This is a genomic window from Enterobacter sp. Li2LvB3 (genome assembly GCF_056156645.1).
In genome coordinates, this window is the sequence record NZ_JBSICG010000014.1 from 44,031 (window position 1) to 65,232 (window position 21,202).

General features: G+C 52.9%; 20 protein-coding genes. 17 read left to right on the forward strand and 3 right to left on the reverse strand.

Translation table 11 applies throughout. The features are described 5' to 3' along the window. Positions 1 to 41: 41 nt before the first annotated feature. The gene (rne, locus tag ACS603_RS13085) at positions 42 to 3,137 is read right to left on the reverse strand and encodes a ribonuclease E (RefSeq protein ID WP_474944391.1); all 3,096 of its coding nucleotides are present in this window, start codon (positions 3,135 to 3,137) and stop codon (positions 42 to 44) included. Between the two features lie 571 nt (positions 3,138 to 3,708). Between rne and rluC the strand changes: the two genes are divergently transcribed. Then, on the forward strand, positions 3,709 to 4,656 hold the full coding sequence (rluC, locus tag ACS603_RS13090; RefSeq protein ID WP_182060460.1) for a 23S rRNA pseudouridine(955/2504/2580) synthase RluC: 948 nt from the start codon (positions 3,709 to 3,711) through the stop codon (positions 4,654 to 4,656). Between the two features lie 87 nt (positions 4,657 to 4,743). Here rluC and ACS603_RS13095 read toward each other — a convergent pair whose 3' ends face one another. Continuing rightward, positions 4,744 to 5,328, reverse strand: coding sequence for a Maf family protein (locus tag ACS603_RS13095; protein WP_315688316.1), 585 nt, complete (start codon positions 5,326 to 5,328; stop codon positions 4,744 to 4,746). 140 nt (positions 5,329 to 5,468) lie between these two features. Between ACS603_RS13095 and yceD the strand changes: the two genes are divergently transcribed. The 14 genes from yceD (at position 5,469) to ptsG (ending at position 17,792) form a co-directional block, all read left to right on the forward strand. Further along, positions 5,469 to 5,990 (forward strand): 23S rRNA accumulation protein YceD, encoded by a 522-nt coding sequence (gene yceD, locus ACS603_RS13100; RefSeq protein ID WP_182060462.1) that lies wholly within the window; start codon positions 5,469 to 5,471, stop codon positions 5,988 to 5,990. A gap of 16 nt (positions 5,991 to 6,006) precedes the next feature. Next, positions 6,007 to 6,180, forward strand: coding sequence for a 50S ribosomal protein L32 (gene rpmF, locus ACS603_RS13105; protein WP_003857964.1), 174 nt, complete (start codon positions 6,007 to 6,009; stop codon positions 6,178 to 6,180). A gap of 79 nt (positions 6,181 to 6,259) precedes the next feature. Beyond that, the gene (gene plsX, locus ACS603_RS13110) at positions 6,260 to 7,294 is read left to right on the forward strand and encodes a phosphate acyltransferase PlsX (protein ID WP_182060463.1); all 1,035 of its coding nucleotides are present in this window, start codon (positions 6,260 to 6,262) and stop codon (positions 7,292 to 7,294) included. A 6-nt stretch (positions 7,295 to 7,300) separates the two neighbouring features. Next, positions 7,301 to 8,254, forward strand: coding sequence for a beta-ketoacyl-ACP synthase III (locus ACS603_RS13115; protein WP_182060464.1), 954 nt, complete (start codon positions 7,301 to 7,303; stop codon positions 8,252 to 8,254). A gap of 16 nt (positions 8,255 to 8,270) precedes the next feature. Beyond that, positions 8,271 to 9,200, forward strand: coding sequence for an ACP S-malonyltransferase (fabD, locus tag ACS603_RS13120; protein WP_315688317.1), 930 nt, complete (start codon positions 8,271 to 8,273; stop codon positions 9,198 to 9,200). A gap of 12 nt (positions 9,201 to 9,212) precedes the next feature. Continuing rightward, the gene (gene fabG, locus ACS603_RS13125) at positions 9,213 to 9,947 is read left to right on the forward strand and encodes a 3-oxoacyl-ACP reductase FabG (protein WP_014069787.1); all 735 of its coding nucleotides are present in this window, start codon (positions 9,213 to 9,215) and stop codon (positions 9,945 to 9,947) included. 154 nt (positions 9,948 to 10,101) lie between these two features. Then, positions 10,102 to 10,338 carry an acyl carrier protein gene (acpP, locus tag ACS603_RS13130; RefSeq protein WP_003857954.1) on the forward strand — a complete coding sequence of 79 codons (237 nt, stop codon included), beginning with the start codon at positions 10,102 to 10,104 and terminating at the stop codon, positions 10,336 to 10,338. A gap of 89 nt (positions 10,339 to 10,427) precedes the next feature. Next, on the forward strand, positions 10,428 to 11,669 hold the full coding sequence (gene fabF, locus ACS603_RS13135; protein ID WP_182060466.1) for a beta-ketoacyl-ACP synthase II: 1,242 nt from the start codon (positions 10,428 to 10,430) through the stop codon (positions 11,667 to 11,669). 119 nt (positions 11,670 to 11,788) lie between these two features. Further along, the gene (gene pabC / locus ACS603_RS13140; RefSeq protein ID WP_315688318.1) at positions 11,789 to 12,604 is read left to right on the forward strand and encodes an aminodeoxychorismate lyase; all 816 of its coding nucleotides are present in this window, start codon (positions 11,789 to 11,791) and stop codon (positions 12,602 to 12,604) included. Beyond that, positions 12,601 to 13,623, forward strand: coding sequence for a cell division protein YceG (yceG, locus tag ACS603_RS13145; protein WP_182060468.1), 1,023 nt, complete (start codon positions 12,601 to 12,603; stop codon positions 13,621 to 13,623). The genes pabC and yceG overlap by 4 nt, the downstream gene beginning before the upstream one ends. Further along, positions 13,613 to 14,254, forward strand: a complete 642-nt coding sequence (tmk, locus tag ACS603_RS13150; RefSeq protein ID WP_315688319.1) for a dTMP kinase — start codon at positions 13,613 to 13,615, stop codon at positions 14,252 to 14,254. Before yceG ends, tmk begins: the two co-directional genes overlap by 11 nt. Next, positions 14,251 to 15,255 carry a DNA polymerase III subunit delta' gene (gene holB / locus ACS603_RS13155; protein ID WP_474944392.1) on the forward strand — a complete coding sequence of 335 codons (1,005 nt, stop codon included), beginning with the start codon at positions 14,251 to 14,253 and terminating at the stop codon, positions 15,253 to 15,255. The genes tmk and holB overlap by 4 nt, the downstream gene beginning before the upstream one ends. A 10-nt stretch (positions 15,256 to 15,265) precedes the next feature. After that, positions 15,266 to 16,060 (forward strand): metal-dependent hydrolase, encoded by a 795-nt coding sequence (locus ACS603_RS13160; protein ID WP_182060471.1) that lies wholly within the window; start codon positions 15,266 to 15,268, stop codon positions 16,058 to 16,060. Between the two features lie 298 nt (positions 16,061 to 16,358). After that, positions 16,359 to 17,792, forward strand: coding sequence for a PTS glucose transporter subunit IIBC (gene ptsG / locus ACS603_RS13165; RefSeq protein ID WP_182060472.1), 1,434 nt, complete (start codon positions 16,359 to 16,361; stop codon positions 17,790 to 17,792). A gap of 121 nt (positions 17,793 to 17,913) precedes the next feature. On the opposite strand, the gene fhuE is transcribed toward ptsG, so the two are convergent. Continuing rightward, positions 17,914 to 20,106: a ferric-rhodotorulic acid/ferric-coprogen receptor FhuE gene (gene fhuE / locus ACS603_RS13170; RefSeq protein WP_474944393.1), complete on the reverse strand. Its 2,193-nt coding sequence runs from the start codon at positions 20,104 to 20,106 to the stop codon at positions 17,914 to 17,916. A 353-nt stretch (positions 20,107 to 20,459) separates the two neighbouring features. Between fhuE and hinT the strand changes: the two genes are divergently transcribed. Both hinT and ACS603_RS13180 read left to right on the forward strand, forming a co-directional pair. After that, positions 20,460 to 20,819 carry a purine nucleoside phosphoramidase gene (gene hinT / locus ACS603_RS13175; RefSeq protein ID WP_014069796.1) on the forward strand — a complete coding sequence of 120 codons (360 nt, stop codon included), beginning with the start codon at positions 20,460 to 20,462 and terminating at the stop codon, positions 20,817 to 20,819. Position 20,820: 1 nt separating this feature from the next. Then, the gene (locus ACS603_RS13180; protein ID WP_182060474.1) at positions 20,821 to 21,195 is read left to right on the forward strand and encodes a YcfL family putative periplasmic lipoprotein; all 375 of its coding nucleotides are present in this window, start codon (positions 20,821 to 20,823) and stop codon (positions 21,193 to 21,195) included. Positions 21,196 to 21,202: the final 7 nt, after the last annotated feature.

Genomic DNA, 21,202 nt, shown 5'->3' on the forward strand with positions numbered 1-21,202 from the left:
AAAGCCGACCCGAAGGTCGGCTTTTCTTATTTTACGCAGGCTTACTCAACAGACTGTGGGCGGGTAGCCGGTGCAGTCGCCTGTTGCGTTGCACTGTGACCACCGGCAGAGCCTTTGCCGTCGAAGTTAAAGCTCGGACGAACCCAGTCGCTCTGACGAGGTGCTTCCGGAACGTACTCTGGCGCTGGCGCACGCGTCATTGGCGCAGTGGCAACGTGAGCATGAGCAGCCACTTCGACAACCGGTTCAGGCTTCACTTCTGTAACAATGGCTTCGGCAACGACAGGTTCAGCTTTAACTGCAACTGGTGCTTCGGCGACCACGTTTTCAGTGACAGCTTCAACGATCTCTTCAACCGGTGCGGCAGGTTCAACTTCTTCAGCCACCTGCTCAGCAACCACAGTGTCTTCTTCCGCGATGATGTGCACAGCGTCATCAACCGGCGCAGCAATTACTTCCGGATGGGTCGTTTCAACGACAACCGCATGAGGAGCACTCTCAACAGCCTGAGGCTCAACAACGGTTGCTGCTTCTGTTACCACTTCCTGCACAGCTTCAACTGGAGCGACGATCTCTTCAGCCACAACCGCTTCTTCAACCAGCTGCTCTGGGCGTGCAACCGGATAGCGGATCCAGACTTTACCCGAGGCCATTTCCGGGGAAGCACAGGCTACGGCTAATGGCATTGGCGACTGAGCTGGATAACGCTCGTCACGGTAACGACGACGACGCTGACCGCTTACGCGCAGGTGACGAGGAGAACGACGGGAGCGACGTGGCATCCCGGCGTTATCTCGGCCTTCAGCGTTTTCATCCTGCTCTGCGCTGTTGTCGACCACGGCTGGCAAGTCTACTTTAGCCAGCTGGGTGTTCGGCGCGATTTCAGCGACGGTTTCAGCAGTGACGATTGCCGTCTCTTCCGTTTGCTCTGACGCAAAACGAACTTTCTGGGACAGCTGACGCGGTTTACGGCGCGGCATAACCTGAGTACGTTCTTCCTGCTCAGTTTCCGGCTGTTCAACAGGCGCTTCGCGGTTCAGGTTTTTAACTTCCTGCTGAGCCTGACGCTTATCGTCGTTACGGCGACGATTACGCTCACGGCGAGGCTGCTGCTCGTCGCGCTGTTTGCTCTTCTCAGACTCATCGCCCGCCTGCTGGCGAATTTCGCGATCTTCAACGTTTGGCTGTTGTTTCTCACGACGGTTGCGACGGTTGTCTTCGCGTTGCTCACGGCCTTCGTTGTTATCGGAACGGTTATCACGGCGCTCGTTACGATCGTTACGGTCATTGCGATCGCGACGGTTGTTCTGACGTTTACGACGATCCTGCTGACGCTCTGGTTTCGCCTCTTTCGGCGTTTCCTGCACTTGTTCCGGCTGTGTTTCTTCGCCTGCGAACATCTTTTTCAGTGCGCCGAAGAAACGACCCAGAAGACCAGGCTGAGCAGGCTGTGCTTTAACCGCTTCTGGAGCAGGTTTTTGTGCAGCAGGTTTCTCAGTTGGTTTTTCCAGTGCGGTTTCTGGTGGTGCTTCCGGCATGATGAAGGTCGCTAATGCAGGCTGCTCAGGCAGTTTGCGTTCGGCAGGCTCTTCATCAGCAGGCAACGCCATCTCTTCTTCGTGCAGCTTAGGCAGAAGGTAGCTCAGCGTAGAGGTTTCTTCGCCTTTACGGACGCGCAGCACATGGTAGTGCGGGGTCTGCATTTGGTCGTTTGGCACGATGATGCAGCGCACGCCGCCCTGACGCGCTTCGATTGCACTGACTGCCGCGCGTTTTTCGTTCAGCAGGTAAGAGGCAATCGGCACCGGAACAATGGCGTGGACTTCTTTGGTGTTCTCTTTCAGCGCTTCTTCTTCGATCAGACGCAGAATAGACAGGGACAGTGATTCGTTGTCACGAACAGTACCTGTACCAGAACAGCGTGGGCAGACGTGATGGCTGGACTCACCCAGTGATGGGCTAAGACGCTGACGGGACATCTCCAGCAGGCCAAAACGAGAGATATGGCTAATCTGGATACGCGCACGATCCTGACGTACCGCTTCACGCAGACGGTTTTCAACCGCACGCTGGTGGCGTACAGGGGTCATATCGATGAAGTCGATAACAATCAGGCCACCCAGGTCGCGCAGGCGCAACTGGCGGGCGATTTCATCGGCTGCTTCAAGGTTGGTGTTGAAGGCTGTTTCTTCAATATCACCACCGCGTGTTGCACGTGCGGAGTTGATGTCGATTGCGGTCAGCGCTTCAGTGGTATCGATAACGATAGAACCACCGGATGGCAGGCGCACTTCACGCTGGAAGGCGGACTCAATCTGGGATTCAATCTGATAATGGCTGAACAGCGGGATTTCACCGGTGTACAGTTTGATTTTGCTGGTGAAATCCGGGCGACCCAGTGCCGCGATGTGCTGGCGAGCCAGCTCAAGCACTTTCGGGTTATCAATCAGAATTTCGCCGATGTCCTGACGCAGATAGTCACGGAAAGCACGCACGATGACGTTACTTTCCTGGTGGATCAGGAATGGAGCTGGGCGGCTTTCAGCTGCTTTCTGGATAGCTTCCCAGTGCTTCAGGCGGAAGCTTAAGTCCCACTGCAAGGCTTCGGCAGATTTGCCCACGCCTGCGGTACGAACAATAAGCCCCATGCCATCCGGCAGCTCAAGGCTTGCCAGCGCTTCTTTCAGCTCGGTACGATCGTCGCCTTCGATACGGCGAGAGATACCACCCGCACGCGGGTTGTTTGGCATCAGTACCAGATAGCTGCCTGCCAGGCTGATAAAGGTGGTCAGCGCAGCGCCTTTATTGCCACGTTCTTCTTTATCAATCTGAACAATAACTTCCTGACCTTCGCGCAGAACATCTTTGATGTTCGGGCGACCGTGGGAGTTATAGTTGGCAGGGAAGTATTCGCGAGCAATTTCTTTAAGAGGAAGGAAACCGTGACGCTCAGCGCCGTAATCGACGAATGCAGCTTCAAGGCTTGGTTCAATGCGGGTGATTTTGCCTTTGTAAATGTTCGCTTTTTTCTGTTCGTGTCCAGGACTTTCGATATCCAGATCGTACAGGCGCTGCCCATCCACAAGGGCGACACGCAACTCTTCTTGCTGAGTTGCGTTGATTAACATTCTTTTCATCGTAACTTACTCATTATTCTTACATTGACGACAAAGCTGCGGGCAAGGTGACGCTTTCCGGGGTATGAACCGATGGCCTCGTGTCTATTCACGTCGCCAACCTCACGGTTGTCGCTCGCTTAAGAGGCGCAGAGTGTCGGTTGCCTGTGATTCATACGGAAACACAGCGCAATTATCAGGGGAATTGCCTGGGTAAAACTCTCCAGAGAACAATCCTTATACCGGGAAGTACTGCAACCCGCAGCCCGCTAACTGCCTGAAAGATCAATACGTCTTACGCCATTGCTGCGTGGATGATCGGTCAGACAAAATTGGTCATTCCGTCAGTATCCTTACTTAACCAGGATTTAACACGGAAAACGGCCTCATTATTCCACTGCTCGCCGGGTTATAGCAAGATGACTTTTACCAATTATCACCCGGTTACTCACAGTTTCTCCACTTCAGCGAAGCGATTGGTCTAATATCCACCAAATCGATTGCGCACGAAGAAAGCGTGCCGGATAAAAGTAAATATAAGCATAGAAAAATGAGTGGCGCTAATGCGTGACGATATTTAGAATCGCCAACCATGAAAACAGAGACTCCAGCCGTAAAAATGGTTGCCATCACCGATGATGAAGCGGGGCAACGTATCGATAACTTTTTGCGTACCCAACTGAAAGGCGTACCAAAGAGTATGATTTATCGCATCTTGCGTAAGGGCGAGGTGCGGGTGAACAAAAAACGCGTGAAACCTGAATATAAACTCGAAGCGGGCGATGAAGTCCGTATTCCGCCAGTACGTGTTGCTGAGCGTGAAGAAGAGGCGGTTTCACCAAAATTGCAGAAAGTCGCGGCCCTTAGCGATGTGATTTTATATGAAGACGATCACATTCTGGTGCTGAACAAGCCATCTGGCACGGCGGTACACGGCGGTAGTGGTCTGAGTTTTGGCGTGATTGAAGGTCTGCGCGCCTTGCGACCGGAAGCACGTTTCCTTGAGCTGGTGCATCGCCTCGACCGCGACACCTCTGGCGTGTTACTGGTAGCGAAAAAGCGCTCCGCGTTGCGTTCCCTGCACGAGCAGTTGCGTGATAAAGGAATGCAGAAGGATTACCTGGCGCTGGTGCGTGGTCAGTGGCAATCCCATGTGAAAGTGGTTCAGGCACCATTGTTGAAAAATATCCTGCAAAGCGGTGAGCGCATTGTTCGCGTTAACCAGGAAGGCAAGCCGTCTGAGACGCGTTTTAAAGTCGAAGAGCGCTTTGAGTTTGCCACCCTGGTACGCTGTAGCCCGGTGACGGGCCGTACGCACCAGATCCGCGTGCATACGCAATATGCCGGGCATCCTATCGCATTTGACGACCGTTACGGTGACAGGGAGTTCGACAAACAGCTGGCTGGCACCGGGTTAACGCGCCTGTTCCTTCATGCCGCCGCGCTGAAGTTCACCCATCCGGGGACGGGTGAGGTGATGCGTGTTGAAGCGCCGCTGGACGACCAGCTGAAACGCTGCCTCAAAGTTCTGCGCGGCTAAGGTAAAAGTAAAACGGCAACGAAGTTGTCGTTTTTAATGTTTGCACCCTCTCCCTGTGGGAGAGGGCATCAGGCCGCAACGGTTAAATCACGCACTGAGCGGATTTAACGCCTCACGCCTTAACATCTGGCACAGCGCAATCAGCGGTAAACCGACCAGCGTGTTAGGGTCGCGGCCTTCCAGTCTTTCGAACAACGCAATCCCCAATCCTTCACTTTTAAAACTGCCTGCGCAGTTCAGCGGACGCTCTTTACGAACGTAATCCACAATCTCTTGCTCGCTGAGATGGCGGAAGTGCACATCGAAAGGCTCGCATTCGGTTTGCAGATGGCCAGTGGCCGAGTTATACAGCGCCAGACCAGTATAAAAGGTAACGATATTGCCGCGTGCGCTCATCAGTTGCTGGATGGCATTCTCTTCGGTGTGAGGTTTTCCGGTGATAACGCCATCGAGCACGCAAACCTGATCGGAGCCTATAATCAAATGGGCAGGGTAACGTGCAGCCAGAGACTGAGCTTTTTCCTGCGCCAGACGGGTAACCAGATGCCGTGGCGACTCACCGGATTGTGGTGTTTCGTTAACGGCCGGTGCGGCACATTCAAACGGGATACCGAGTTTTTCCAGCAACATTCGACGGTAGGGTGAAGTGGAGGCGAGAACGAGATTTGGCATATTTTTATCACCAGATATAGCGTATCGATGCCAGCCATTTTAAACTACAGGCCGCAATGTGTGCGAATAATTGGCAAAAGGCAGCCCTGGTTGCCTTTTTCTTTGACTATATGACGTTACAAAGTTAATATGCGCGCCCTATGCAAAAGGTAAAATTACCCCTGACTCTTGATCCGGTTCGTACGGCTCAGAAACGCCTCGATTACGAAGGAATCTATTCTTCCGATCAGGCAGAGCGTATCGCCGAATCCGTAGTCAGTGTGGACAGTGATGTAGAATGCTCCATGTCGTTCGCTATCGATAACCAGCGCCTTGCCGTTTTAACCGGTGATGCAAAGGTTACGGTAACGCTCGCGTGTCAGCGTTGCGGGAAACCGTTTGTACAGCATGTTCACACAACGTATTGTTTTAGTCCGGTTCGTTCTGACGAACAGGCTGAAGCACTCCCGGAAGCGTATGAGCCGATTGAGGTTAACGAATTCGGTGAAATCGATCTTCTGGCTCTGGTTGAAGATGAAGTCATCCTCTCCTTGCCAGTCGTTCCGGTGCATGATTCTGAACACTGTGAAGTGTCCGAGGCGGACATGGTCTTTGGGGAATTGCCTGATGAAGCGCAAAAACCAAACCCATTTGCCGTATTAGCCAGCTTAAAGCGTAAGTAATTGAGGAGTAAGGTCCATGGCCGTACAACAGAATAAACCAACCCGTTCCAAACGTGGCATGCGTCGTTCCCATGACGCGCTGACCGCAGTTACCAGCCTGTCTGTAGACAAGACTTCTGGTGAGAAACACCTGCGTCACCACATCACTGCTGACGGTTTCTACCGTGGCCGCAAGGTAATCACTAAGTAATTACGCGCAAGCGTGATGAAGCTTAGTGAGGATTTCCCCAGGCAACTGGGGAAACACCAAACCAGGCAGTGACGACACCTTGACACGTCTAACCCTGGCGTTAGATGTCATGGGGGGCGATTTTGGCCCTTCTGTGACAGTGCCTGCAGCATTGCAGGCACTGAATTCTAATTCGCAACTCACACTTCTTTTAGTCGGTAATCCCGACACAATCACGCCATTACTTGCAAAAGCTGACTTCGAACAACGTTCGCGTCTGCAGATTATTCCTGCGCAGTCAGTTATTGCCAGTGATGCCCGGCCATCGCAGGCTATTCGCAATAGCCGTGGCAGCTCTATGCGAATAGCGCTGGAGCTGGTGAAAGAAGGGCGAGCACAGGCTTGCGTCAGTGCCGGGAATACCGGTGCGCTGATGGGGCTGTCGAAATTATTGCTCAAGCCGATAGAGGGCATTGAGCGTCCGGCGCTGGTGACGGTGTTACCGCATCAGCAAAAGGGCAAAACGGTAGTGCTGGATCTGGGCGCTAACGTTGATTGTGATAGTACAATGCTGGCTCAGTTTGCCGTCATGGGATCGGTGCTGGCAGAAGAGGTTGTCGGGATCAACAATCCCCGTGTTGCGTTACTGAATATTGGTGAAGAAGAGACAAAAGGTCTGGATAACATTCGCGAAGCAGCTGAATTGTTAAAACAGGTGCCTTCTATCAACTATATTGGTTATCTCGAAGCCAATGAGTTGCTCACCGGCAAAACTGATGTGCTGGTGTGCGACGGGTTCACCGGTAACGTAACGTTAAAAACCATGGAAGGGGTTGTTCGAATGTTCCTTTCGCTGCTCAAATCACAGGGCGAAGGGAAAAAAAGGTCCTGGTGGCTGATTTTATTAAAGCGTTGGTTACAAAAAAGCCTGACGCGGCGATTCAGTCACCTCAACCCCGACCAGTATAATGGCGCCTGTCTGTTAGGATTGCGCGGTATCGTGATTAAGAGTCACGGTGCGGCCAATCAGCGAGCTTTTTCCGTCGCGATTGAACAGGCAGTGCAGGCGGTGCAGCGACAAGTCCCACAGCGGATTGCCGCTCGCCTGGAATCTGTATTAGCTAAAAGTGACTGAGCGTACATGTATACGAAGATTATAGGTACCGGCAGCTACCTGCCAAAACAAGTGCGAACCAACGCCGATCTGGAAAAAATGGTAGATACGTCTGACGAGTGGATTGTCACGCGCACAGGTATCCGTGAACGTCGTATTGCCGCGCCAGACGAAACCGTTGCCACTATGGGCTATGAAGCTGCACAACGTGCGCTTGAAATGGCTGGTATTGATAAAGAACAGATTGGTTTGATCGTGGTCGCAACAACGTCCGCGACGCACGCCTTCCCAAGTGCCGCATGTCAGATTCAAAACATGCTGGGCATTAAAGGTTGCCCGGCATTTGATGTCGCCGCAGCCTGTGCAGGTTTCACCTATGCACTGAGCGTTGCCGATCAATATGTTAAATCCGGTGCAGTGAAGCACGCGCTGGTTATCGGCGCTGACGTGCTGGCACGCACCTGCAACCCGGAAGATCGCGGGACCATTATCATTTTCGGCGATGGCGCGGGTGCGGTACTGCTTGGGCAGTCCGAAGAGCCGGGTATCATCTCCACGCATTTACATGCTGACGGTAGCTACGGCGAGCTGTTAACTCTGCCTAACGCGGATCGCGTTAATCCTGACAACTCCATCTACCTGACCATGGCGGGTAATGAAGTGTTCAAAGTGGCAGTGACCGAACTGGCTCACATTGTCGATGAAACGCTGGAAGCGAACAATCTTGAACGCTCCGCGCTCGACTGGCTGGTTCCGCATCAGGCGAACCTGCGCATTATCAGCGCAACAGCGAAAAAGCTGGGCATGTCGATGGATAACGTTGTGGTGACCCTGGATCGTCACGGCAACACCTCTGCGGCGTCGGTACCCTGCGCATTTGATGAAGCGGTACGCGATGGACGAATCAAACGGGGCCAGTTGGTCTTGCTTGAAGCCTTTGGTGGCGGGTTCACCTGGGGTTCCGCGCTGGTTCGTTTCTAGTATAAGGATTAAAAAGATGACGCAATTTGCTTTTGTGTTCCCGGGACAGGGTTCTCAAACCGTTGGGATGTTGTCTGAAATGGCAGCAAACTACCCGGTAATCGAAGAGACTTTCCGTGAAGCTTCTGATGCACTGGGTTATGATCTGTGGGCATTGACTCAGCAGGGTCCTGCTGAAGAGCTGAACAAAACCTGGCAGACGCAGCCAGCACTGCTGAGCGCATCCGTTGCGCTGTGGCGTGTATGGCAGCAGCAGGGCGGTAAAGCGCCAGCGCTGCTCGCGGGTCATAGCCTTGGCGAATACTCTGCACTGGTCTGTGCAGGTGTGATCGCATTTTCCGATGCAGTACGTCTGGTTGAACTGCGTGGTAAGTTCATGCAGGAAGCGGTACCAGAAGGCACGGGTGGCATGTCTGCGATTATCGGTCTTGATGATGCGTCTATCGCCAAAGCATGTGAAGAATCAGCAGAAGGTCAGGTTGTTTCTCCGGTCAACTTCAACTCGCCAGGCCAGGTGGTTATCGCCGGTCATAAAGAAGCGGTTGAACGTGCGGGTGCTGCCTGTAAAGCTGCGGGCGCGAAGCGTGCTCTGCCACTGCCAGTCAGCGTGCCGTCACACTGTGCGCTGATGAAGCCAGCTGCCGACAAACTGGCGGTTGAGCTGGAAAAAATCACCTTTAACGCACCGACGATTTCCGTTGTGAACAACGTCGATGTGAAATGCGAAACTACGCCGGAAGCTATCCGTAATGCGCTGGTTCGTCAGCTTTATAGCCCGGTACAGTGGACCAAAACCGTTGAGTTTATGGCCTCACAGGGCGTTGAGCATCTGTATGAAGTCGGTCCTGGTAAGGTCCTCACCGGTCTGACAAAACGTATTGTTGACACCCTGACTGCCTCGGCGATTAACGAGCCGGAAGCGATGTCAGCGGCACTCTCGCAATAAAAGAGGAATACCATGAGTTTTGAAGGAAAAATCGCACTGGTCACCGGCGCAAGCCGCGGTATCGGGCGCGCAATTGCTGAAACACTGGTTGCGCGTGGCGCGAAAGTGATTGGTACAGCAACCAGCGAGAATGGCGCTAAAGCCATCAGCGAATATCTGGGTGAAAACGGTAAAGGTCTGGTACTGAATGTGACCGAACCGGCATCTATCGAATCTGTTCTGGAAAATATTCGCGCAGAGTTTGGCGAAGTGGATATTCTGGTAAATAATGCCGGGATCACTCGCGACAACCTGCTGATGCGAATGAAAGATGATGAGTGGAACGATATTATCGAAACCAACCTGTCATCTGTATTCCGTCTGTCAAAAGCGGTAATGCGCGCTATGATGAAAAAGCGTCATGGTCGTATTATCACTGTTGGTTCTGTGGTTGGTACCATGGGAAATGCTGGTCAGGCTAACTACGCTGCGGCGAAAGCAGGCCTGATCGGTTTCAGTAAGTCGTTGGCACGTGAAGTTGCGTCCCGCGGTATTACTGTAAACGTTGTTGCTCCGGGTTTTATTGAAACGGACATGACGCGTGCGCTGACAGATGATCAGCGTGCGGGTACACTGGCAGCAGTTCCTGCGGGCCGTCTTGGCGACCCTAAAGAAATTGCCAGTGCGGTTGCATTTTTAGCCTCTGACGAAGCGGGTTACATCACTGGTGAGACCCTCCACGTCAACGGCGGGATGTATATGGTTTAATCACGATCGAAAATATTTGCGTTATTAGGGCGAATGGCCTCAAAATAACGTAAAATCGTGGTAAGACCTGCCGGGATTTAGTTGCAAATTTTTCAACATTTTATACACTACGAAAACCATCGCGAAAGCGAGTTTTGATAGGAAATTTAAGAGTATGAGCACTATCGAAGAACGCGTTAAGAAAATTATCGGCGAACAGCTGGGCGTTAAGCAGGAAGAAGTTGTGAACTCCGCTTCCTTCGTTGAAGACCTGGGCGCAGATTCTCTTGACACCGTTGAGCTGGTAATGGCTCTGGAAGAAGAGTTTGATACTGAGATTCCGGACGAAGAAGCTGAGAAAATCACCACCGTTCAGGCTGCCATTGATTACATCAACGGTCACCAGGCGTAAGTGAACATCTCCAGGCGGTCATTCGACCGCCTGAGTTTTATCTTTTTTAGTCCCACGAATCCCTTTTTATCCCTCCCTGGAGGACAAACGTGTCTAAGCGTCGTGTAGTTGTGACCGGACTTGGCATGTTGTCTCCTGTCGGCAATACCGTAGAGTCCACCTGGAAAGCTCTCCTTGCCGGTCAGAGCGGCATCAGCCTAATCGACCATTTCGATACTAGCGCCTATGCAACGAAATTTGCTGGCTTAGTAAAGGATTTTAACTGTGAAGAGATCATCTCGCGCAAAGAACAGCGCAAGATGGATGCCTTCATTCAATATGGAATTGTCGCTGGCGTTCAGGCCATGCAGGATTCTGGCCTTGTCATTACGGAAGAGAACGCAACCCGCATTGGTGCCGCTATTGGCTCCGGGATTGGCGGTCTTGGCCTAATCGAGGAAAACCACACATCTCTGATGAACGGTGGCCCGCGTAAGATTAGCCCATTCTTCGTTCCGTCAACGATTGTTAACATGGTGGCAGGTCACCTGACCATTATGTTCGGGCTGCGTGGCCCAAGCATTTCCATTGCTACTGCCTGTACGTCTGGTGTGCATAACATCGGTCAGGCTGCGCGCATTATCGCTTATGGCGATGCTGATGCGATGGTAGCGGGCGGTGCTGAAAAAGCCAGTACCCCACTGGGTGTTGGTGGTTTTGGTGCAGCGCGTGCGCTGTCTACCCGTAACGAAAATCCTCAGGCGGCGAGCCGTCCGTGGGATAAAGACCGTGATGGTTTCGTGCTGGGTGACGGTGCCGGTATGATCGTACTGGAAGAGTACGAACACGCGAAAAAACGTGGCGCTAAAATCTATGCTGAAGTCGTTGGCTTTGGTATGAGTAGCGATGCTTATCACATGACGTCACCTCCAGAGAACGGTGCAGGTGCTGCGCTGGCGATGGAAAATGCGATTCGTGATGCAGGTATCACTCCTGCACAGATTGGCTACGTCAATGCGCACGGTACGTCCACTCCGGCAGGCGATAAAGCAGAAACTCAGGCTGTTAAGTCTATCTTCGGTGAATCTGCCAGCCGCGTAATGGTGAGCTCGACGAAATCCATGACCGGTCACCTGTTAGGTGCGGCGGGTGCAGTAGAGTCTATCTACTCTATCCTTGCGCTGCGCGATCAGGCTGTTCCGCCAACCATCAACCTGGATAACCCGGATGAAGGTTGCGATCTGGACTTCGTTCCGCACGAAGCGCGCCAGGTTAGCGGCATGGAGTATACCCTGTGTAACTCCTTCGGCTTTGGTGGTACTAACGGTTCCCTGATCTTTAAAAAGGTCTGAGCCTGACTGCCTGATGGCGATAAAAAGGTCCGCTTGTCGGACCTTTTTTATTCGGTTTTATCCCCTTGTCCTATTTTATTCACCTTGCCAGACTGAACGACCACGCATAAGGAGCCAGCATGTTTCTAATTAATGGCCTTGAGCAGGACACGCTTCCTGCAAGCGACAGGGCGACTCAGTTTGGTGATGGTTGCTTCACCACGGCGCGTATTCTTCAGGGCGAGGTCTGTTTTCTTGCAGAGCATATCCGTCGGTTACAGGGTGCCTGTGAAAAACTGCTGATCCCGTTTACCGCATGGGACACTCTGGCTGATGAGATGGTTCAGTTGGCGGCAGGACACGCCAGTGGCGTACTGAAAGTGATCATCAGCCGTGGCAGCGGTGGCCGGGGCTACAGCGGCGCGAACTGCCAGCATCCGACACGGATCCTCAGCGTTTCTGCTTATCCTGCACATTATGCGCGCTGGCGTCAGGATGGCATCACACTTGAATTAAGCCCTATACGTCTTGGGCGAAACCCTGCGCTTGCCGGAATAAAACACCTGAATCGTCTTGAACAGGTCTTGATCCGTGCTCATCTTGAGCAGTCAGAAGCCGATGAGGCGCTGGTCCTTGACAGCGAAGGGCTCATTACTGAATGCTGTGCGGCTAATTTATTCTGGCGGCGGGGCAGTGATGTCTTCACGCCGAAGCTTGATCAGGCTGGCGTAAATGGCATCATGCGCCAGTTTTGTATGCAGCAGCTGGCACACTCTGGTTTTCGCGTTGTCGAAGTTAACGCAACTGAGGATGCGCTGTTAGCGGCAGATGAAGTCGTTGTCTGTAACGCACTGATGCCAGTTGTACCTGTTCGCGCCTGCGGCCAGCAACGCTGGTCATCGCGCGAGCTGTATCATTATTTAGCCCCGTTATGTGAGCAAACCAGAACGTCATGAAGAAAATGTTGCGCTTTATCCTGCTCCTGGTTGTTGTGCTGGCTGTTGCTGGCGGAGCCGGAGTGTGGAAGGTTCGTCAACTGGCGGACAGTAAAATCCTGATTAAAGAAGAGACAATATTTACCCTTAAAGCAGGAACCGGACGTCTGGCGCTCGGCGAACAGCTTTACGGCGATAAAGTGATTAACCGCCCTCGGGTGTTCCAGTGGCTGCTGCGCGTTGAGCCTGACCTGTCGCATTTTAAAGCAGGCACGTATCGCCTGACGCCAGGCATGACGGTAAGAGAAATGCTGCAATTACTCGAAAGCGGCAAAGAGGCACAATTCCCGCTGCGCTTTGTCGAGGGGATGCGTCTGAGCGACTATCTCAAACAGCTGCGCGATGCACCTTACATCAAACATACCCTGAAAGATGATAACTACCAGACGGTTGCTGAGGTGCTGAAACTCGAACACCCTGAATGGGTTGAAGGCTGGTTTTGGCCGGATACCTGGATGTATACCGCCGGGACTACCGATGTTTCCATCCTGAAGCGTGCGCACAAAAAAATGGTTACCGCCGTTGATGCTGCCTGGGAAGGGCGCGTAGATGGGCTGCCGTATAAAGATCAGAACCAGTTCGTGACCATGGCCTCTATCATCGAAAAAGAGACGGCGGTTGCTGCAGAGCGTGACCAGGTGGCATCGGTGTTTATCAACCGACTGCGCATCGGGATGCGGCTGCAAACCGATCCTACGGTGATTTACGGCATGGGTGAGAATTACACCGGTAAGATATCGAGAAAAGACCTGGAAACGCCGACCGCGTATAATACCTACGTGATTAGCGGATTACCGCCAGGCCCAATTGCCACACCGAGCGAAGCCTCACTTAACGCGGCGGCTCATCCGGCAAAAACACCTTATCTCTATTTTGTGGCTGATGGAAAAGGCGGGCATACTTTTAATACTAACCTTGCCAGCCACAATCGCTCTGTTCAGGACTATCTGAAGGCACTTAAGGAAAAAAATGCGCAGTAAATACATTGTTATTGAGGGACTGGAAGGCGCAGGTAAAACGACCGCGCGTAATCTGGTGGTGGATACACTCAAAACGCTGGGTATCGGGGATATGGTGTTCACCCGCGAGCCGGGCGGCACGCAGCTGGCGGAAAAACTGCGAAGCCTGGTGCTGGATATCAAATCAGTGGGTGACGAAATCATCACAGATAAAGCCGAAGTTCTGATGTTTTATGCCGCGCGCGTTCAGTTGGTTGAAACCGTTATCAAACCTGCACTGGCTGAAGGCAAATGGGTGATTGGCGATCGTCACGATCTGTCGACCCAGGCTTATCAGGGCGGTGGTCGGGGTATCGACCAGACGATGTTAGCCACGCTGCGCGATGCGGTGCTGGGTAACTTCCGCCCGGACCTGACGCTCTATCTGGATGTTACCCCCGAAGTGGGCCTGAAACGCGCCCGTGCGCGTGGCGAGCTGGACCGCATTGAACAGGAGTCGCTGGATTTCTTCAACCGTACTCGCGCGCGCTATCTTGAGCTTGCCGGGCAGGACAGTTCCATCCGCACAATTGATGCTACCCAGTCACTCGATGATGTGGCGCGCTCTATTCGTGAAGCGGTGACCCAGTGGGTACAGGAGCAGCAGGCATGAAATGGTATCCATGGTTGCGCCCACACTTTGAGCAGCTGATTAACAGCTATCAGGCCGGTCGGGGGCATCATGCGTTACTGATTCAGGCGTTGCCAGGCATGGGGGATGATGCGCTGATTTACGCGATCACCCGTTTTTTGATGTGCCAGCAGCCAGAAGGGCACAAAAGCTGCGGTAAATGCCGGGGCTGCCAGCTGATGCAGGCGGGCACCCATCCTGATTACTACACCCTGGAGCCAGAAAAAGGCAAAACGACCCTCGGTATTGATGCCGTGCGTGAGGTCAGTGAAAAACTGTACGAACATGCGCGACTGGGCGGGGCAAAAGTAGTCTGGCTGAAAGATGCGGCGTTACTCACCGAGGCAGCGGCAAACGCACTGCTGAAAACGCTTGAAGAACCCCCGGAGAAGACCTGGTTCTTTATGTCATGCCGTGAACCGGGGCGATTGCTGGCAACATTGCGTAGCCGCTGTCGTCTTCATCATCTCTCTGTACCGCAAGAATCCTGGGCGTTAAGCTGGCTTGAACGTGAAGTGACAACGTCACAAGAAGCAGCCCTCACTGCATTGCGCTTATGCAGCGGTGCGCCGGCGGCAGCACTGGCACTGCTGCAACCTGATAGCTGGTCACAGCGTGAGGCGCTCTGCCGTGCCGTGGCGTCAGCGCTGGATAGTCGTGACTGGCTGAGTTTACTGGCTGTTCTGAACCATGACCAGGCGGCTGAGCGGTTGCACTGGCTGGCGTCAATGCTGCTGGATGCGCTGAAATGTCAGCAGGGCGCAACATTGCTGTCCAACGTGGATGCCTGGGGGGTTATCAATACTCTGGCCAACCGTCTTTCTGGCAATATGCTGCGTGCGATCCTTCATGATGTCTGCCAGAGCCGTGAACAACTCTTAACGGTAACCGGTCTTAATCGCGAGCTTTTACTAACGGACCAGTTACTGCGTATCGAACATTACCTGCAACCAGGCACACCGTTGCCTGGTTCCCATCTCTGAGAGAGACATTATGTTTTTAGTCGACTCACACTGCCATCTTGATGGCCTGGATTACCAATCCCTGCATAAAAACGTGGACGATGTGCTGGCGAAAGCTGCCGCCCGCGATGTGAAATTCTGCCTGGCGGTGGCAACCACGTTGCCGGGCTATCGCACCATGCGCGAGCTGGTGGGTGTCCGCGATAACGTAGTATTTTCCTGCGGCGTGCACCCGCTGAATCAGGATGAAGAATACGACGTTGAGGACTTACGTCGTCTTGCGGCGGAAGAGGGTGTTGTCGCGATGGGCGAGACGGGGCTGGACTATTTCTACACACCTGAAACTAAACCTCGTCAGCAGGCGTCTTTCCGTAACCACATCCGCATTGGCCGCGAGCTGAACAAGCCGGTTATCGTGCATACGCGTGATGCACGAGCCGATACGCTGGCGATCCTCCAGGAAGAAAACGTGACGGATTGTGGTGGCGTACTACACTGTTTCACAGAAGACAGAGAAACGGCGGGTAAGCTGCTTGATTTAGGTTTTTATATCTCGTTTTCTGGGATCGTGACGTTTCGTAACGCAGAGCAGCTTCGTGATGCTGCGCGCTATGTCCCTCTCGATCGCATTCTGGTGGAAACAGACTCTCCTTATCTGGCACCGGTGCCGCATCGCGGCAAAGAGAATCAACCTGCCATGACAAGAGATGTGGCTGAGTATATGGCCGTTCTGAAGGGTGTCAGCATCGATGAGCTGGCTCGCGTCACGACGGAAAACTTCGCAAATCTGTTCCACATCGACCCCGCCCGCCTGCAATCTGTTTGATACACCTGTTTTTTTTAGGCTCGTAATTAATAAATAAAGCGAGTAAAGTTCACCGCCTCATTTGGGGCGGTGACGGTGTTTTTAGACACATCCAGAAATGCTTTTTGTAAAAAACTGAAAGTTTTTGGTCTGCCTTGAGCTGAAACGTGATAGCCGTCAAACAAACTCAGAGGGATTTATTTTACTCTGTGTAATAAATAAAGGGCGCTTAGATGTCCTGTCCACGGCGCGGTACTCCCCCCGGGCCAATGCGTGAAAACGTAAAAAAAAGCACAAATACTCAGGAGCACTCTCAATTATGTTTAAGAATGCATTTGCTAACCTGCAAAAGGTCGGTAAATCGCTGATGCTGCCAGTATCCGTACTGCCTATCGCAGGTATCCTGCTGGGTGTCGGTTCTGCTAACTTCAGCTGGCTGCCAGCCGTAGTTTCCCACGTGATGGCCGAAGCAGGCGGCTCTGTTTTTGCTAACATGCCGCTGATCTTCGCTATCGGTGTTGCTCTGGGCTTCACCAATAACGATGGTGTATCTGCGCTGGCCGCAGTTGTTGCCTACGGCATCATGGTGAAAACCATGGCTGTGGTTGCACCACTGGTCCTGCATTTACCTGCTGAAGAGATCGCAGCGAAACACCTGGCTGATACCGGTGTTCTCGGTGGGATTATCTCCGGTGCGATTGCAGCGTACATGTTTAACCGCTTCTATCGCATCAAGCTGCCTGAGTATCTGGGCTTCTTCGCGGGCAAGCGTTTCGTTCCGATCATTTCTGGTCTGGCAGCGATTTTCACTGGCGTGATCTTGTCCTTCATTTGGCCACCGATCGGCTCTGCAATCCAGACCTTCTCTCAGTGGGCTGCTTACCAGAACCCGGTTGTGGCATTCGGTATCTACGGCTTCGTTGAACGCTGCCTGGTACCATTTGGTCTGCACCACATCTGGAACGTTCCATTCCAGATGCAGATTGGTGAATTCACCAACGCAGCAGGTCAGGTGTTCCACGGTGATATCCCACGTTACATGGCAGGTGACCCAACCGCAGGCAAACTGTCTGGTGGCTTCCTGTTCAAAATGTACGGCCTGCCGGCTGCTGCGATTGCAATCTGGCACTCTGCTAAACCAGAGAACCGTGCAAAAGTGGGCGGTATCATGATCTCCGCAGCGTTGACCTCGTTCCTGACCGGTATCACCGAGCCGATCGAGTTCTCCTTCATGTTCGTTGCGCCGATCCTGTACATCATTCACGCGGTACTGGCTGGTCTGGCATTCCCAATCTGTATCCTGCTGGGTATGCGTGATGGTACGTCCTTCTCTCACGGCCTGATCGACTTTATCGTTCTGTCCGGTAACAGCAGCAAACTGTGGCTGTTCCCAATCGTTGGTGCGTGCTACGCCGTTGTTTACTACACCATCTTCCGTGTGCTTATCAAAGCACTGGACCTGAAAACTCCAGGTCGTGAAGATGTGTCTGAAGACAACAAAGCAACAGCTACCAGCGAAATGGCTCCGGCTCTGGTTGCAGCGTTCGGCGGCAAAGAAAACATCACTAACCTGGACGCGTGTATCACTCGTCTGCGTGTGAGTGTTGCCGACGTAGCGAAAGTTGACCAGCCTGGTCTGAAAAAACTTGGCGCAGCGGGCGTTGTTGTTGCAGGTTCCGGTGTTCAGGCAATCTTCGGTACTAAATCCGATAACCTGAAAACCGAAATGGATGAATACATCCGCGGCAACTAAGTTGTGACTGGGGAGACTAAGGCAGCCGACTGGCTGCCTTTTTTATTGCTTGTGCACCGGAGTGCGAAAAACGGGCACAAACAAAGGGAGCCATCTGGCTCCCTTTGTTGTTGATACTGTCTTAGAAATCGTAGCTCGCGCTCACCGAGAAGCTAAGCGGTGCGCCGTACACGAGATAAGACCCGACATAGTCGTAGTAATCTTTATCGAACAGGTTGTTCACGTTCGCCTGAACAGCAAAGTTTTTGGTCACCTGGTAGCGGCTGAACAGATTCACCAGCGCGTAGCTGCCCTGTTCAGCACGGGAGCGTCCGGCAGGGCCGCCATCAACATCCGTCCAGACCTTGTTTTGCCAGTTAACACCGCCGCCCACGGCCAGCTCTGGCAGCATCGGCAGTTGATAACGGGTAAAAAGCTTCATGGTGGTGCGAGGCTGGTCAGAGCTCACTGCATTACCGTTCTTATCTTCGGCGATAAAGCGGGTCGCACCGAAGGTCAGCTGCCAGTTATCGGTCAGGGCGCCGTTCAGCTCAAACTCAATCCCTTTACTCACCACCCCATCCAGTGATTCATAAATTGACTCACCGCTTGGCATATAGGTATAGGTATTGTTGGCAACGTTATCCTGCTCAATACGGAAGATGGCCAGAGAGGTGGTCAGGCGGGTGTTAAACCAGTCTGCCTTCACGCCCGCCTCGTAACTTTTACCCGTTGTAGGATCGAGGTAGCGGCCATTGGCATCACGCTTGTCCTGTGGCTGGAAGATAGAGGTATAGCTGACGTATGTTGACCAGTCTTCGTTGATGTCATAGATCAGGCCCGCGTACGGCGTCACGTTGTCTTTGGTGCTCTCCAGTCGGGTGTCCGGGGACCCGGCCGGGTTATAGCGAATGTTGTAATTGGTGTAGCGCGCGCCCAGGATCAGGTGCAGCGGATCGGCCAGCGAGAAGCGGGCAGAGGTGTATGCTGACGACTGACGAATATCGTCCTGGCTGTAGAGTTTCCACGGCGTCCACTGTGGGTCGGCAATATTACCGTTCCAGTTTTTGAAATCACCCACATCAACCATACCGTACTGGGCATCCGGCATTGAGTTGTCGTAGTGGTTGCGCTGACGGCTGAAGCTGCCGCCAAACATCATTTCGTGCTGGCGACCGAAGAGATCGAATCCACCGCGCAGGAAGGCATCGACCGCATCCTGTTTACGCTCACCACGATTCCAGCCGCCGTAACCCACCATCCCTGCTCCCGTGTCTTTATCCGGGTAGCCGGACATGTACATCAGCTTGGTATCAAAGTTGGTTTCCGCGTGCATCCCGTTGATGTGCGCTTCCCAGCCGTTGTCGAAACGTTGGGTCAGGTTGGCAAAAATGCGGGTGTTGTCTTTGTCCGAATACGCCCAGTCTGGTGCAACGGTCTGGCTATGGTTGTAATGCGTTTTGCTACCGTCACTGTACCAGGTTGGCAGGCCGCCCCAGGTAGGATCTTCGGTCTTGCTCTCCTGGTATTCGTATCCCAGAGAGAGGGTAGTGCTGTCGGTGACATCGGCATCCACCACACCGTACAGGAATTTCTTACGGTAGTGATAGTTATCGACAAAGCTGTCGTTGTCCTGATAACCGGTGATCAACCGCCCACGGACTTTACCGGACTCAACCAGCGGAGCCTGTAAATCGAGTACATAGCGCTCTTTATCCCAGCTGCCATAGCTGGCCGATACGTTGCCCTTGAATTCATTGCTGTCAGCATGTTTACGCACCATGTTGACGTAGGCGGCCGGGTTACCCGTGCCGGACATCAGGCCTGTTGCGCCACGAACCACTTCAATGCGATCGTAAATGGCGGTATCGGCCGCCGTATCGCCAAAATTCCACACTTCACTGATGGAGGTTGGCAGGTCATCGTATGCATAGTTACTCACGAAGAAACCACGGGAGTAAAATACAGAACGGTCGCTGTCCTGAACCTGCGACGTCACCCCGGTGGTATTGGTCAATACCTGCCCGATAGATTGCAGATTCTGGTCAGCCATGCGTTGCTGGCTGATAACGCTGACGGATTGGGGAATATCGCGCGGCACGAGCAGCAGTTTTGTACCGGTAGTGGTGGTTTTAACGCTGTAATCCTGCTCCTGGCCGGCAGATGGATCCTGCGCGTTATCAAAACCGCCATCAACAACAACGGTGTCTTCAGTGGAAGTGGCAGCAGCGAAACTTACGGTTGGCATCAATGCCATAGCAATGCAGGCTGCCAGCAACGAAGGTGTTGTGGCGGGCTGACGTTGCCCATCCCTGGTGTGATTAATGAAAGACATCATCAAACCCTTAATGAATGGTGAAAGTTGTGTGCGTCAGTCCCGTGAAACCGGGCTGAAGTCGTTTTCTATGTTTGAAATGCGCATGAAAATGCAAATGCGAAATATACTCATTGTGATTAATGCTGTAAACAGATGTTTCGAACGGAAGTGAAATATTGTTTCAGGATATCAACGCACAAGAGCGCTCACTCTTCATGCAGCTGTCGTGCAATAAGGAAAGAAATCGAGGGAGAAGGTTGAAAGGACAGGAGAAACTCGCTCATACTCTTGAGTTGTGTCACACAGTAATGCAGACAATGTGTGTTATTGGCAGACCCACCACGCCAGATTAAACAAAAAAGGAAAAGGTCATGGCTGAAGAAACGATTTTCAGTAAAATTATCCGCCGCGAAATACCGTCGGATATCGTGTATCAGGATGAGCTGGTCACAGCCTTCCGGGACATTTCACCTCAGGCGCCGACACACATCCTTATTATTCCCAATATTCTGATTCCTACCGTGAACGATGTGAAAACCGAGCACGAAGTGGCATTAGGCCGTATGCTGACGGTGGCGGCAAAAATTGCTGAGCAGGAAGGCATTGCGCAGGACGGCTATCGCCTGATCATGAACTGCAATCGCCATGGCGGGCAGGAAGTCTATCACATTCACATGCATCTGCTGGGTGGCCGCCCGCTGGGGCCGATGCTGGCACATAAAGGTCTTTGACATGCTAAGAGGGCGTTTTGCAGCGCTGGTAATGACGCTGGTGATGGTCGGGTGCAGCGCGCGTCCCGCAATCCCGGTGAATGATGAACAGACGCTGGTGATGGAGTCCTCTGTTCTGGCGGCGGGTATCACGGCAGAACAACCTTCGCTGACCATCAGCGAAATTCAGGCCTCTGCGTCCTCTGCGCTTTATAACGAAAGACACGAACCAGTAACGGTGCATTACCGTTTCTACTGGTACGACGTACGAGGTCTTGAAATGCACCCCCTTGAAGCGACGCGCACGGTAATCATTCCGGCGAGGTCATCGGTCACGCTGTATGGCAGCGCGAACTACCTGGGTGCGCATAAGGTCAGACTTTATCTTTATTTGTAAGGGGTGA